The organism is Mucilaginibacter calamicampi, from assembly GCF_042676765.1.
Lineage (GTDB): Bacteria > Bacteroidota > Bacteroidia > Sphingobacteriales > Sphingobacteriaceae > Mucilaginibacter > Mucilaginibacter calamicampi.
In genome coordinates this window covers 471597-486050 of record NZ_JBHTHU010000005.1, presented here as the reverse complement: position 1 = coordinate 486050, position 14454 = coordinate 471597, and the positions used below count along the sequence as shown (strand labels likewise).

At 42.6% G+C, this 14454-nt stretch carries 14 protein-coding genes and 1 tRNA gene; 7 read left to right on the top strand and 8 right to left on the bottom strand.

The genetic code is table 11. From position 1 onward, the window contains the following. Positions 1 to 33 precede the first annotated feature (33 nt). From lpxK to ACFQZS_RS07825, 3 genes are read left to right on the top strand one after another with little or no spacing between them, the layout of a single operon-like run. A complete protein-coding gene (gene lpxK / locus ACFQZS_RS07835; RefSeq protein ID WP_377098948.1) occupies positions 34 to 1086 on the top strand; it encodes a tetraacyldisaccharide 4'-kinase in 1053 nt (350 codons plus the stop codon). Next, entirely contained in the window at positions 1058 to 1879 is an 822-nt protein-coding gene (locus ACFQZS_RS07830; protein WP_377098947.1) for a purine-nucleoside phosphorylase, read from the top strand. Before lpxK ends, ACFQZS_RS07830 begins: the two co-directional genes overlap by 29 nt. Then, positions 1872 to 4058 (top strand): putative porin, encoded by a 2187-nt coding sequence (locus ACFQZS_RS07825; RefSeq protein WP_377098945.1) that lies wholly within the window; start codon positions 1872 to 1874, stop codon positions 4056 to 4058. Before ACFQZS_RS07830 ends, ACFQZS_RS07825 begins: the two co-directional genes overlap by 8 nt. A 109-nt stretch (positions 4059 to 4167) precedes the next feature. Here ACFQZS_RS07825 and ACFQZS_RS07820 read toward each other — a convergent pair whose 3' ends face one another. Together ACFQZS_RS07820 and ACFQZS_RS07815 are read right to left on the bottom strand one after the other, a co-directional pair. After that, the gene (locus ACFQZS_RS07820; protein ID WP_377098943.1) at positions 4168 to 5349 is read right to left on the bottom strand and encodes an asparagine synthetase B; all 1182 of its coding nucleotides are present in this window, start codon (positions 5347 to 5349) and stop codon (positions 4168 to 4170) included. Between the two features lie 161 nt (positions 5350 to 5510). Next, on the bottom strand, positions 5511 to 7328 hold the full coding sequence (locus ACFQZS_RS07815; protein ID WP_377098941.1) for a MutS-related protein: 1818 nt from the start codon (positions 7326 to 7328) through the stop codon (positions 5511 to 5513). 43 nt (positions 7329 to 7371) lie between these two features. Here ACFQZS_RS07815 and rlmH point away from each other — a divergent pair, with 43 nt between their 5' ends. Then, on the top strand, positions 7372 to 7842 hold the full coding sequence (rlmH, locus tag ACFQZS_RS07810) for a 23S rRNA (pseudouridine(1915)-N(3))-methyltransferase RlmH (RefSeq protein WP_377098939.1): 471 nt from the start codon (positions 7372 to 7374) through the stop codon (positions 7840 to 7842). Between the two features lies 1 nt (position 7843). Here rlmH and obgE read toward each other — a convergent pair whose 3' ends face one another. The 3 genes from obgE to ACFQZS_RS07795 all read right to left on the bottom strand — a co-directional run bounded on the left by obgE (position 7844) and on the right by ACFQZS_RS07795 (position 9712). Continuing rightward, positions 7844 to 8845, bottom strand: coding sequence for a GTPase ObgE (gene obgE / locus ACFQZS_RS07805; RefSeq protein WP_377098937.1), 1002 nt, complete (start codon positions 8843 to 8845; stop codon positions 7844 to 7846). Positions 8846 to 9008: 163 nt separating this feature from the next. Next, complete coding sequence (locus ACFQZS_RS07800; protein WP_377098935.1) at positions 9009 to 9581, bottom strand: adenylate kinase; 573 nt, start codon at positions 9579 to 9581, stop codon at positions 9009 to 9011. A gap of 57 nt (positions 9582 to 9638) precedes the next feature. Beyond that, positions 9639 to 9712, bottom strand: a tRNA-Arg gene (locus ACFQZS_RS07795). Positions 9713 to 9911: 199 nt separating this feature from the next. Between ACFQZS_RS07795 and ACFQZS_RS07790 the strand changes: the two genes are divergently transcribed. Genes ACFQZS_RS07790 through ACFQZS_RS07780 form a run of 3 tightly spaced genes read left to right on the top strand, consistent with a single transcriptional unit; the run spans position 9912 to position 11543 of the window. After that, the gene (locus ACFQZS_RS07790; protein ID WP_377098933.1) at positions 9912 to 10313 is read left to right on the top strand and encodes a ribosomal maturation YjgA family protein; all 402 of its coding nucleotides are present in this window, start codon (positions 9912 to 9914) and stop codon (positions 10311 to 10313) included. Continuing rightward, positions 10294 to 10776: a hypothetical protein gene (locus ACFQZS_RS07785; protein ID WP_377098931.1), complete on the top strand. Its 483-nt coding sequence runs from the start codon at positions 10294 to 10296 to the stop codon at positions 10774 to 10776. The genes ACFQZS_RS07790 and ACFQZS_RS07785 overlap by 20 nt, the downstream gene beginning before the upstream one ends. Continuing rightward, positions 10773 to 11543 (top strand): oxygenase MpaB family protein, encoded by a 771-nt coding sequence (locus tag ACFQZS_RS07780; RefSeq protein WP_377098929.1) that lies wholly within the window; start codon positions 10773 to 10775, stop codon positions 11541 to 11543. Before ACFQZS_RS07785 ends, ACFQZS_RS07780 begins: the two co-directional genes overlap by 4 nt. Positions 11544 to 11557: 14 nt before the next feature. Here the strand turns inward: ACFQZS_RS07780 and ACFQZS_RS07775 are convergent, their stop codons facing one another. The 3 genes from ACFQZS_RS07775 to ACFQZS_RS07765 form a co-directional block, all read right to left on the bottom strand. Continuing rightward, complete coding sequence (locus ACFQZS_RS07775; RefSeq protein ID WP_377098927.1) at positions 11558 to 11713, bottom strand: Sec-independent protein translocase subunit TatA/TatB; 156 nt, start codon at positions 11711 to 11713, stop codon at positions 11558 to 11560. Between the two features lie 26 nt (positions 11714 to 11739). Beyond that, positions 11740 to 11958, bottom strand: coding sequence for a helix-turn-helix domain-containing protein (locus ACFQZS_RS07770; protein WP_377098925.1), 219 nt, complete (start codon positions 11956 to 11958; stop codon positions 11740 to 11742). A 168-nt stretch (positions 11959 to 12126) separates the two neighbouring features. After that, positions 12127 to 14436, bottom strand: a complete 2310-nt coding sequence (locus ACFQZS_RS07765; protein ID WP_377098923.1) for a DUF7133 domain-containing protein — start codon at positions 14434 to 14436, stop codon at positions 12127 to 12129. Between the last annotated feature and the right edge of the window lie 18 nt (positions 14437 to 14454).

Genomic DNA, 14454 nt, shown 5'->3' with positions numbered 1-14454 from the left:
AATCTTCAATCAATCAATCACTATCTTCGCGCTATGAAATACCTGCGTTTGCTTTTATTTCCATTCTCGCTTATTTACGGCCTTGTTGTTATGATGCGCAATTGGCTTTATGATGCAGGATTGTTTGCAAGCCATGAGTTTGATACGCCCGTTATAGCGGTGGGTAACCTGGAAGTTGGCGGTGCAGGCAAAAGCCCCATGACAGAATATTTGATACGCCTTTTAGAAAAACAACACAAACTGGCCACGCTTAGCAGGGGTTACGGCCGGGATACACAAGGATTTGTTATAGCGGGTAACGACGCCGACGCTGCTCAAATTGGTGATGAGCCCGCGCAGTTTAAACACAAGTTTCCTGAAATTACAGTGGCGGTTTGCGAGAAACGGGTTTTTGGAATTGAACAACTAAAAGCATATCACGATCTGATTATTCTTGACGATGCATATCAACACAGAGCAGTGAAACCCGGGTTGAGTATATTGTTGTTTGATTACAATAGCATAAAGCAGCCTCAGTTTTTGTTACCTGCCGGAAACTTGCGCGAATCATTTGGCGGCCGCTGGCGCGCGGATGTAATAGTAATCAGCAAATGTCCCGAAGATATTAGCGATGCCGCGCAAAAAAAGATAACTGATAAAATAAACCCGCTCCCCTATCAGCAGCTATTTTTTTTAGCTATAAGCTATCTGCCTCTGAATGACATTAATGGACAACCTACCAACGCCAAAATTGATGCAGACACCACTGTTTTTTTACTAACAGGTATAGCCAATCCCGCTCCGTTGGTTAATCACATAAAAACTCAAACTTCAAACGTAATACATCATAATTATCCCGACCACCACAGCTTTAGCTTAAAAAATATCGCTAAACTTGCGGGAGATTTTAGCGCGTGCAAATCAGAAAAAAAACTGATCATCACAACAGAAAAGGATGCGCAGCGTTTAGCATTGCATGAACTAAGAGAAATACTTAATAAACTGCCCGTATATATACAGCCTATAGGCGTTAAATTTTTACAGCAGCAGCAAATTTTTGACCAAACAGTTTTAAATTATGTTAGAGAACATCTACCACACAGTTAGTTATATAAAAAATCGCATAGGCGATTTTAAACCCGAAGTAGGTATAGTTTTAGGCACAGGTTTAGGTGGCCTGGTTAACGAAATTGAGGTTGAAAAGCAGCTGATGTATTCAAACATCCCTGATTTTCCCATATCTACCCTTGAGTTTCACTCGGGTAAACTAATATTCGGCAAGTTAGCAGGGGTTAATGTAGTTGCCATGCAGGGTCGGTTGCATTACTATGAAGGATATAGTATGCAGGAGATAACTTTCCCGGTTAGGGTAATGAAAATGCTTGGCATAGAAACTTTGTTTGTATCAAACGCCAGCGGCTCATTAAACCCCGATTTTAAAAAGGGCGATCTGATGGTGATATCAGATCATATCAATCTGCAACCCGAAAACCCTTTGGCCGGCAGAAACAATGAGGAACTTGGCCCACGCTTCCCTGATATGAGCGAGCCTTATAAGCGTACCTTGATAAGCAAGGCGCTTGAAATTGCCAAACAGAACAATATTACCTGCCACAAAGGTGTGTATGTTGCTGTGCCGGGGCCAAATTTGGAAACAAAAGCCGAATATCGTTATCTGCGCATTATTGGCGGCGATGCTGTAGGCATGAGTACCGTGCCCGAGGTGATTGTTGCCAGGCATATGAGTTTGCCGGTTTTTGCTATATCGGTACTAACGGATGAAGGCTTTGGCGAAGAGTTGGTACCTGTATCAGTAGAAGAGATCATCGCTGTTGCGCAAACTGCTGAACCCAATATGACGTTGATATTAAAAGAACTGATAGCAAGTTTAAATGCCTGATAGATCAAAGCTCCTTTTACTATTCTTATTGAGTTGCTTTTGGGTTACAACAACTGTTGCGCAAAACGGGCCTCCGTATAACAACGGCGGGTACAATAACAACGGGGGCTACAATAATAACGGCGGGTACAATAACGGGGGATATAACAACGGCAATAACGATCCGCGTTACCAAAACAACTACAACTATAACGACACGACGCGAAACCGTACCAAAGTCTTAACCAACGATCAAATGCTTGATACGCTTCGCAAACGCGAGCGCGAGCGCATGGATTCGGTTATATTTAGCACGCGTTTTATTAAAATAACTAACGAAGCTCTGCTTCGCGACAGTACGCAGTTGTTTCCCTTGGATACCTCGCTTACTGATTTTGAGAATTATAACCCGCTTTTTTACGCGCGTAACCCCAAAATAAGTTTAGACGGCACCATGGGCCGCGCCGCCCGCCCCTTGTTAATTGAGCCACGTAAAACTATTGGCTTTGATGTTGGATTACACGCCCTTGAGCCCTGGTTGTTTACTACCGATGATGTTTACTATTTTAATGCCCGCGTGCCCTACACGCTTTTAACAATGGTTACCGGCGGCTCGCAGGAACAATATTTTAAAGCTTTCCACACGCAAAATGTAAAGCCTAACTGGAATGTTGGGTTTAGCTTAAACTTTCTTGGTTCGCGCGGAACGTATGCCAACACCAATATTTTAGGGCAAAACGTAAGCAACCTTACCGGCAATGTTTTTAGCTGGTACGAATCAAAAAACAAGCGGTATAATTTATTAAGTACACTAATTTTTAATAACCTTAAATCGCCCGAAACCGGTTCGGTTTTGAACGATTCGCTTTTTACCAGCGCCCGTGGCTCCTTCGACAGAAACACTGAGCGCGTACGCCTGCCAAATTCCTACGAAAACTGGAAGGAAATGGGCTTGCATATTAAACAGTTCTATTATGTTGGCCGGATTGATACTACACTTGTTAAAAATAAAAGCAGCGCTAATATTTTACCCACGCAGCGTTTTTCGCACACTTTAAATGTAAGCCAGAAAAAATACATTTATCAGGTGCTTGACCAGGATATTTACCATGTTTTCCCTGACTATTATTTCAGTTCAAACAGAACAAAAGACTCGTTAACGGTAAATAATATCCAAAACGAATTTTCGTACAGTTTTTACCTGCGTGGCAAATCAAGCCAGTTTGTAAAAAATGAGTTTAAGTTAGATATTGGCCTTACACACGACTTTTACAATTACAATCAGTACGTAGTTGATACTGTACTTAACCAATATGGCTTAAAGGTGGTATTGCCACAAAAACAGCAACAGGCCAGTTTTCAAAACATCACCCTTAACGGGCGTGCCAGTTACCGGCTTAGCGACAAAATAAATTTACAGGCCTCTGTAAATCAAATTGTTGTGGGGCGCAACTTCGGCGATTTTTTATATGATGCTAAGTTGCTCCTGGCTGGCAGTGATAAGGCCGGAAGAATTATATTAAATGCTTATCAACAGAGCAGTTCACCCTCATTGATGGCAACCAGCTGGATAACTAATCATTATGTCTTCAATAATACCTTTGCTAATCAAAAAACAACGGCGCTGTCATTCAATTACATCAATGATGCTTTGAAATTTGATATAAAGGCGGAGTATTTTTTATTGAACGATTACCTGTATTACGAATCATCGCCGGGAGGTGTTGATGCGCACCCCGTACAACTTTCAACGCCTATAAACCTTTTTAAAATAAGCGTAGGCAAAAACCTTGCATTTGGCAACTGGCACTTTGATAACTTTGCGGTTTACGAGAAAACCGATTACGATAAAACACTGCGCATACCCGAGGTATATACCTATAGTAGTTTCTACCTTAATTCCTTTTTATTTAAAGTGTTGCGTACTTCAACGGGCTTTACTGTGCGTTATAATACGCCTTATTCGGCACCATCATACGCCACCGGGCTGGGACAGTTTTACAACGGGCCGGATGTGCAGTTCTCCTCCTACCCTTTCGCCAGCGTGTTTTTAAAGGCCAACATCAAAAACACAGATCTGCTGGTGATGTACGATTACGCCAATCAGGGATTATTCAGCAAAGGTTATTATACTGTTAACCGTTACCCGCAACTATCAAGCATGTTAAAGTTTGGTGTGAGGTGGAATTTTTATCAGTAGGTTTATTCAGTTGGCAGTGGGTAGTTTGCAGTGGGCAGTAAATTAATTACACGGCACCTATAACCAGGAAAAACTGCAAACTGTCAACTAAAAACTGCCAACTAAAAAATCACGTCTTCTGTTTCTTCTTCTTCGCGGCAGGGAATAACACATTATTCAATATCAGCCGGTAACCGGGCGAGTTGGGGTGCAGTTTAAGGTCTGTTTGCGGCGACCCGGGCGAATGCTGATAATCTTCAGGGTCGTGGCCGCCATAAAAGGTCCATTGCCCTTTGCCGTACTCGCCGTGTATGTAGCGGGCTTCACCTTCGGTTTTAAGTTCGCCCATTACGGTTACGCCGGGTTTTAACAGTTGCTTATCAAAGGCAGTGGCCAAACCGATGAAACCCTTTATCACCCTTTCATGATCCTGCGTTAGCATGCTCGGAACAATATCCCATTTGGCCGAAAAATCAAACAGGGTAAAAAAATCGTTCTGCATTGGCAGGCGGTTTAACGTGCGTGTATCTATATTGCTAAACTTACGCGCCCGTGGCCCCAACTGTAAAGTAAAGTTCTGAAACGCGAAGGTTTGCGAAAAATCCAGCTTTGCTTGCGCATTATCATCAATGGGGTCGCCGTCATATTCACTGTCTACAATATCTGTGTTATACGCTGCTAAAGCTATATCAAAACTATCTGCGCCCGAGCACATTGCAAACAAAAAGCCGCCGCCTGCGGTAAACTCCCTTATCTTTTGCGCAACTGCCAATTTCATTTTTGACACCTTAGGGTAGCCAAACTTCTTAGCTACATCCTCCTGCATCTGGCGGTTACGCATATTCCATTCGTAATTGCCAAAGCCGTTGCCAAACTTGCTAAACTGCCCTGTAAAGTCCTCGTGGTGCAAGTGCAGCCAGTCGTATTTGGGGAGGTCTCCTTTTAAAATTCCTTCATCATAAATATAATCGAAGGGTATTTCGGCGTACTTAAGCACCAGGTCAACGGCATCTTCCAAAGGCCCTTTATCTTTCGGCGAATACACAGCAACCCTTGGCGCCTTCTGCAGTTTAACCACATCCATATTTACAGAAGGGTCGTTTATGGTAGTCATAATACCACTTACGGTGGCATCGCTTACAACCTCATAACTCACCCCGCGTATTTTGCACTCATCCTCTAAAGCTTTGCTGTAATCAATCAGGAAGCTGCCTGCGCGATAGTTAAGCAGCCACTGGACCTCTTTATCTGCTTTTAAAACCCAAAACGCGATGCCGTAAGCTTTTAGATGTTCTTTCTGCGCTTCGTCCATGGGTAAGAGGATCGAATTCGCCCTGCTAACAACAGGCAAAAGCAGTAAAGTAAAAATCAAAAACTTCTTGATCCGCCTCATATATATCGCGATTGAATTCAGCAGTGTTGCTATAACAAATATAACAAACAATATATGAAGGCGTTAGGGCAACAAAAGTTTTACAAACCCTGATCGGCGGTATCCACATCAATACCTATCTGTTTTAGCAGCAGGCTGGCGTTAAAGGTTTTGCATTCGCCTTGCTTCAATTTGTAGTCAAAAAGCATCTGTCCGTTACTTATTTGTATATCAAAATAGAAGTTACGAACATAATCCGGGTACTTGTCTTCCAGCCTTGCAATTTGCAGATCGTGCGTTGCTACCATGCCCACGCCTTTCTTTTTAATTAGTTGTTCTATTACCGCTTTTGAGCCCAGGTACTTATCTACCGAGTTAGTTCCCCGCAGCATTTCATCAATTAAAAAGAAAACCTTATGCTCGTTTTCAACAGCAGCCAGCAGCATCTGCAAGCGGTCAAGCTCGGCTTTAAAGGTTGAGGTACTTTCGTTTAGCGAATCCTTGATCCGCATATAGCTCACCAACGTAATTACCGATACCGTCATACTTTCGGCGCAAACAGGCGCGCCGCAAAGGGCCAGCACGCTGTTAATGCCCACGGTGCGCAAAAACGTGCTTTTACCGGCCATGTTTGAGCCCGTTATAATATCAACCTTAAAAGTATCGGTTAACTCGTAATCATTCTCCACACGCCCCGACGACCTGATGAGCGGGTGTGCCAGCGCTTTACCGCTTACCGTGTAACCGCCGCCTTCTGCTATCTGCGGCAGGGCCCATGCAGGATAATTGATGCGTAAACCTGCAACGCTGTAAAGGGCCTCAAATTCGGCTATTACATCAAATGCTTCTTCAAGGTCGTGGTAATTGTCGCGCTTCCATTTTTCAATTGCTATAACCTGTTTAAGTGCCCATAAAAAGAAAACGTTAAGCACAAAGTTCACTATCATTACCAGGTTGTACCCCAGCTTATGAATGAGTTGTGATAACTGAGCAATGTTTTTTGATGTTTGCTTAGATATGATCCGCCCGGCAAGTTCCTTATTTAAGGGAGCATCCCACTTCTCTGCCTCAATTTTATTAAAGGCTATGGCGTAGGCCGCCAAAACATCGCTTATTTTATCGGCAATAAATGATGACTTAATAATATAGCTGCCTTTTGAAGATACAATGATAAGGTTAGCCGCCGCCAAAACAAGCGCCAGTAACTTAAAAACCGGACTAAAAAAGGCACCAACAATTGCAGCTGTTAACAGAATGGGCGCTATTGTTATGTATTTTGAAAGCGCTTTCTCACCGGGGATATTTAGCGGACTTTTAAGATAACTGAACAACTGCTGAAAGCGATTTATGTCAGTACCATTGGCAAACAACAACAGGGTTTGCAATTCGGGCTTCCATTGGCCTTTGGCAGCAATTTCTTGTGCCGCTTGCTGGCGCGAAATGATCACATCCCGGCTGGCAGGCGCACTTAACCAGGCCGCTAATTTGTGGTTACCTAAAGAAGTAGCTGCGCGATTGATAAGGCCAAATAATGATGCATTACTAAAAATATCCAGATCAGAAGTATAAAAATGCTTTTCGTTGCTATAACGCGACCCGGTATCGTAAATATTGATGCCTTGAGTTATACTTACTATTTCGTTATTATAAACACGCTCCAGGTCGTTGTAATACTTTCTCTTTTTCTCGTAGATGCTTTGGCGTTGTACCAGCCAGGCAAACCAAAATAAAAGCACTACAAAGCTTACCGCGATAACAGAAAAACTATCAGATACAACACCCGCGTAAACAGATATCGCCATCAGGAAAAAAACCAGCAGGCGCAAAAGCGAGTAGCTGTTGGCCTGTTCTTTAAAGCGTTTTGCTTCTGCAGCCGCATTGGCAGCGTGGCCCTGATAGGTGTTAATTATATCTTCCATAAAATCTGCGGCTAAATAAGCACTTATATTTTAATTTAGCGCTATGAAGATCACATTCCTTGTTATAGGTAAAACAGAGGACAATTATCTGAAAGAAGGTATTGATAAGTACGTAAAACGCCTAAAACACTATACCAAATTAGAAGTGGTGGAGCTTCCGGAACTTAAAAACACAAAAGCCCTAACGCAGGATCAGCAAAAAACTAAAGAAGCCGAACTCCTCCTAAAAAAAATAAATGTTACCGACTTTGTGATATTGTTAGATGAGCATGGTGCCGAACTATCATCAAAGCAGTTCGCCAATTACCTGGAAAAACGTGGACACGCCGCAGCGGATATTGTATTTATTGTAGGCGGCCCTTATGGTTTTGATCAGTCTGTTTACAACAGGGCTAATGATAAACTCTCGCTCTCGCGCATGACGTTTTCGCACCAAATGATCCGGTTGTTATTTACCGAACAATTGTACCGCGCCTTTACCATTCTAAAGGGCGAGCCCTATCATCACGAATAAATTATTGCTTGTTTATTTCGGCCCAAAGCAGGTCCTTCAACTGATCTATATTCTTTTGCGCAACTGATGATATAAATACGGATGGAATATCAGCAGGTACTTCCTTTTTCATTTCCGCCATTAGCTCTTCATCCAGCATATCAGACTTGGTAATAGCCAGTACGCGTGGCTTGTGCATTAACTCCGGGTTATATTCGTTCAGTTCTTTCAACAAGATGTCAAACTCCTCTTTAATTGAACGATTAGTATCTGCAGGCACCATAAACAGCAACACCGCGTTGCGTTCAATATGCTTAAGGAAACGTATGCCCAAGCCTTTTCCCTGCGATGCACCTTCAATTATCCCTGGTATATCAGCCATTACAAACGAGCGATGGCCGCGATAAGCCACAATACCTAAATTGGGTACCAGCGTGGTAAAAGCATAATCAGCGATCTCAGGCTTGGCAGCAGATACAACTGAAAGTAAGGTTGATTTACCCGCGTTTGGGAAACCCACCAAACCAACATCTGCTAATAACTTCAGTTCAAGAATATTCCACTCTTCTTTACCGGGTTCGCCGGGTTGTGCAAAACGAGGGGTTTGCTGGGTTGGCGATTTAAAGTGCCAGTTACCCAAACCGCCGCGACCACCATCTGTTAAAATGCGGGTCTCGCCGTCTTCGTTTATTTCAAATAAGATCTCACCGGTTTCAGCATCGCGTGCTATAGTACCCAGAGGTACTTCCAATATCTCATCGCGTCCGGTTTTTCCGGTGCTGGTTCCGCTACTTCCGCTTTCACCGTCGCCTGCTATAACGTGCTTTCTGAATTTCAGGTGCAGCAAGGTCCACAGCTGGGCGTTACCCTTTACAATAACATGGCCACCACGTCCGCCGTCGCCACCATCAGGCCCGCCCATTGAGGTATGTTTGTCGCGGTGCAAATGTGCAGAGCCTGCCCCGCCATGACCGGACCGGCAGCATATTTTTACGTAATCAACAAAATTTGAACCTTGAGACATTTTTGATTTCGGATTTGAAATTTCGAATTTCGAATTTATGCACCATGTATTACAACAAGGCACAGTGCATTTTGATTTTATATCTCAAATTCGAAATTGAATATTCGAAATTCGAAATATTATATCGGCAAGTCCGAAAATCGAAAATCCGAAATCCGAAATATTAATAACCGGCAATTATCGCGTCAATAGCTGCTGCTATTTCGTCAATAGTACCAATACCGTTTATACCGGTAAATTTATTTTGTGCCTTATAGTACTCGGCAACCGGAGTAGTTTTATCGTTGTATTCTTTTATTCTTTTGCGGATGATCTCGGGATTCGCATCATCAGGCCGGCCGGAGTCTTTGCCTCTCAATAAAAGGCGTTTCTCTAACTCATCATCATTAACCTCCAGCGCAATCATACCGGTAATTGATGACTTTTTGCTTTTTAGTAACGAATCAAGCGCCTCTGCCTGTGCAGTTGTACGCGGGAAACCGTCAAAAATAAAGCCCTTAGCATTTTTGTTGGCATCAAGCTTATTGCTGATCATGCCAATAACTACAGCATCCGGAACCAACAATCCGTCATCCATTAGTTTTTTAGCCTCTAAACCTAAAGCCGTACCCTGCGAAATTTCACCACGCAACAAATCGCCGGTTGAAAGATGGATAAGACCATATTTTTCAATAAGTTTTTGTGATTGGGTGCCTTTACCAGCCCCGGGAGGGCCAAAGAGTACTAAGTTGAGCATGCTTATTTAAAAATTAAAAGCCTTTCTACGGTTGATACAGAAAGGCTTTGTTCTCAGTGCACTTGTAGGGATTCGAACCCCAAACCTTCTCATCCGTAGTGAGATGCTCTATCCAATTGAGCTACAAATGCTTTTTATTTAATATCCAATATAAAAAAGCTAATTATTGCCTTTTTTTACGGACTGCAAAGATAGAATATCTTTTCAATCTTGTCTAAAAAAATTAAAAAAATACCATCTGCCTATTATAAAATACTGATGTAAAGGTTTATTTATTTTTTGAAAGATGAATAAAATTCATTTACTTTGCATTACAAAGTACTTTTATATATGAAATTCCATTTCCTCTATTTTATTCTGGCTATTGCATTATTTATTGTTGAAGCAGCAATAGCGGCTTACCTCAATGATAACTTTATACGCCCCTACTTTGGCGATCTGCTGGTGGTAATATTAGTTTACTGCGCTGCTAAAGCTTTTGTTAACACCGCGCCGGTAAAAACAGCCTTAATGGTTTTCGTTTTTGCTTGCCTGATAGAGGTATCTCAATATTTCCATTTGGTGGCGCTTTTGGGTTGGGGCAGATCAGCTACGGCTGCAACGGTGTTGGGGACCTCTTTTTCTTTTACCGATATTTTGATGTACGCCCTGGGTACATTGGTAATTATTGGAATAGAGACCTATTTAAAAACAAACAAACTAAAACCAACAGATGGAAGCATACTTAAATAACATTAGAACCCGTGTAAAATGGTGCATATGGACCGTGATAATTGGATTGTTTTTGAGCGGTATTACGGCCTTCCCTATCGAAACCGAATTGGCCTTATTGATAAAGGGTCAGCCACAGGGCACATCTTTGCTAAGTACCTGGCTAAATAAGGTATATATAGCTATCAGGGACATAAACATGCAATATCCGTTTACTAGCTATGGCACCGACTGGCTGGCCTTTGCGCATGTTATGCTGGCTATACTATTCATCGGCCCGCTGATGGACCCCGTGCGCAATATCTGGGTGATAAAGTTTGGCATAATTGCAGCCGTCCTTATTTTTCCATTGGCCTTTATTGCAGGCAGCATAAGGGGAATACCTTTCTTTTGGCAATATATAGACTGTTCATTCGGCGTTATTACTTTGGCTATATTATTGCCCTGTTATAAATGGATAAAACAACTGGAGGCTGCAGCATGAAAACGTTTGTAGACAAAAGTTCTGTTGTGCGCCAGATCTGGGGGCGTGCAGACACAACACTATTTATCTTTGCCGGCGCTGCCGCCGAATTTGCGTTGAACAAGGCTGTTGACTGGCTGTACTTTACCGGTAAGCTGCCTGCCGATCCTTTAGGCAGGTTATTCTCAACCATAACCTACTCACGAGTGATAATTTTTGCTGATGAGGCAACCGCTTTGCAAGCCATTGATAAAATAACCTCCATACATAAAGGTGTACAGCAAAACCGCGGCGCTACTATACCCGACTGGGCCTACCGTGATGTTCTATTTATGCTGATAGATTACAGCATACGATCATTTGAACTATTGGACAGGCAGCTAACCCAAGCGGAAAAAGAAGAAATATTTGATGTATTTAACCGCATGGGCAAAAGGATGCAGATAGCTGGCTTACCTGCAAATATTGAGGAGTGGTATATAATGCGCCATGCATCCCTTAAGCAAAACATGGTGCGCAGTAATTTTACTTACGATCTGTATAAGCAATATAAAAAACACCTGGGTGCCTTTAGGTATCAAATTGTATTGCAGGTGCAGCGCATTTTAGTTGCGCCACACGTAAACAGTCTGCTCAACTTTAAAAAACGGCTTTGGATACTACCGGCTATGGGTATTTACAAATTACTGAGGCAAGCAGGGATTGATGGCTTTTTTAGGAACGCATTACTACCACCAGCCTATAAAGAGCAAATTAAAAGCTTAGATGTACGGGCAATTAAGGCATAGCCCGATCTGTTTAGCTAAACTTTTTCCTCAACAGGAGCAGGTGTTTCGTTCTGCGCGTCTTTAAAATCTTTTACGCCTTTTCCTAAACCGCGCATTAATTCAGGTATTTTTCTTCCGCCAAAAAGCAGTAGTACTACTGCCAGGATAACTAATATTTCGGGCATTCCCATATTCTTATAGATTTTAATGATGTGTGTTAAACAGCCTCTTTTAACTGCGGATGCTGCAGTAAAACGAAAATATCGGTATTTAATATCTTAGCAATCTCAAACAAGCGGTCAACCGTTATACGGGTGTAGCCTAATTCTATTTTGCTGTAACCGTTTTGGCCAATGCCCAGTTTCATGGCCATATACTCCTGCGAATAGCCAAGGTTTTCTCTCGTGGTGCGGATGCTTTCTATTAAGTGCTGCATTATCTGTAGTGCTGTTACAACTATACTTACGCAAAAAAAGTTTTAAGGATTTTTATAATCAGGCCTTTTTATCTCTTTTGCCACAACATCAGGTTATAAAACACCAATTTCAACCATAAAAAAAGGGAGCCTCCTTGTGGAAGCTCCCTTTAAATAATTCATTTCTTACTATCTTGGAGGTCCGGCTGGCCCACCAGGTCCAAAACCGCCTCTTCCGCGCAATACAGGGCGAATGGTATCCAGTTCAGCCATGGTATAGCTTGCAGTTCTTGCAGCTGTAGCTTTTCTAACAGTAGCAACATCTTCCGGCAATACTACCGCTCCTTTGTTACCAAAGTCGCTGCGGATATAGCTTAGTACTGAAGCGATGTAATCATCATCATTACCACCTAAAGCAGGCATAGCATCTGGATAAGTTGTACCACGGATAGGGCCTGTTAAGCCGTGTAATAAAGTGCGGATCAATTTCTCAGGACCAAAAGCATTAACATCAGGGTTACCTGCAAGCGCCGGAGCTGTTGAGGTAGTACCACCAATAATAACACCCTTACCATCGCCGCCATGGCAGGTAAAGCATAGCTGTTTGTAAATAACCTGACCCTGAGATACCAATTTAGCGCTTTGAGCACTTAAAGCTGCCTGACGGGCTGCTTGCTCTGCTTTAGCTTTCAGCTTGGTTTCTCTTGAGTTTTGAGATAAAGCAAGCATCGGATCATTAGGATTATTCTTGATCAGATCAGCAATGATCTTTTTAGATTTATCAGAATCAACAAAACGTACGCTCAGCATTACCTGGAAACGAACATCAGCGTCAGCGTCATTCATCATAGTAGCTAACTGGTCGATAGCTTTAGGGTCGGCTTTTATAACGTCCTCTCCTATCCATGCTACAGTTTTACGTACGCGTGCATCGTTATCTTTCATAGCGGCTGTCCAGGTAGCGTTATCTAATGATCCCATACCGTTCAAGGTCCACAAAGCATGTATGCGGGTTAAATGGTTAACACCTGCATCAAGCGCTAATCTTTTTAATTCAGGCACAACTGATTTATCGTTACGAATAACCAGCAATTTCTGCGCTTCGTCTCTCCACCAGCCATTGTTGATGTTGCTTAAATGCGCCACCAATTGCGCGCTGGTTTCTTTGTATAAGTCAAATTTCTTTTTGAAATCAGGCTTGTAATCGTCATGTACCAAACGGTAAATACGGCCACGGCCTATATTTTTTTGCAGGCCTTTATCTTCAATTTTACCACGAAGGAAAGTTCCTTTTCTTGTCCAGTTACTTTCCTGGATAATACCATGGTACATATCAACTATGTACAAACTGCCATCAGGGCCGGTTGCTGTGTTAACAGGGCGGAAGTTGATATCTGTTGAAGCAATAAACTCTTGTTTATCATAAGCGTTACGCAAGGTTATTTTACCGTTAGTATTGGTAACCTTAGCACGACGAATGATACGGCCTACGGGCTCAGGGATCAAAAGATCTCCGTAAAGATCATTAGGCAACATGTTACCACGATAGATTGACTGACCTGCAACCGCTGTAAAGTGGTTAAGCGTGCTATCTGTTGAACGCAAACGGATTGGGCCACCCTGAACGTCAGGTGTAGTTACAATTGGCCAAACTTCCTGAAACTCGGCATCAAACTGATCTTTCGTATCTAATTGTCCGTAGTGGATGTTCTGCTGGAAATCGCGCGCGGGTACTTCTGCACCGGCGTTTGAATAAAATAAACGGCCATAATCATCGTGTGTTAAACCCCACTGTGGTGGTACACCTTCCTGTATTTCCTCGCCTATTACTTTTTCGCCTTGCAGCGTGAAACGAACCGGATCGTAAGATACATACATACGGTTATCCAGGTTCCATATCAAACCGCTTTTTTGGTGCTCAAGGTTGTTGTTATTACCAACGGTAGGGCTGGTATAAACAGTTGTCTTTTTATCAGATACTCCGTCGCCATCAGTATCCTGGAAACAGAACACATCATTTGTCCAGGTAAGGTTAACCAATAAGCGGCCATTATCCAATGGCTGCAAGGTACGTGGCATTACAATGTTATCAACGTAAATGGTCATTTTATCCATTACGCCGTCGCCATTGGTATCTTCTAAAAGTTTAATTCTACATTTTTCATCGCGTTGGCCCGTACCATCTGCATCAAGCATATAGGTATTTAACTCGGCTACGAACATGCGGCCTTTACCATCCCATGCTATTGCAACGGGCTGGCTTACCATTGGCTCTGAAGCAACTAACTGCAGATGGTAACCCTTAGGCAGGTAAATGTGCTTCATCTCTTCTTCAGGCGATTTTGGCGTAGGATCAGGGTGCATGTTCACCTTTATCCTACCTGCGGCATCGCGCTCTACAGGGTATTGTGTAGCGTACTTTTGAGCCGGCTTACAAGTATAAAATGCTACTGCTGATATGCATGCTATACCCAAAAGCCATTTGTTGTTATTTTTCATTATTCCAGGTTATATTTA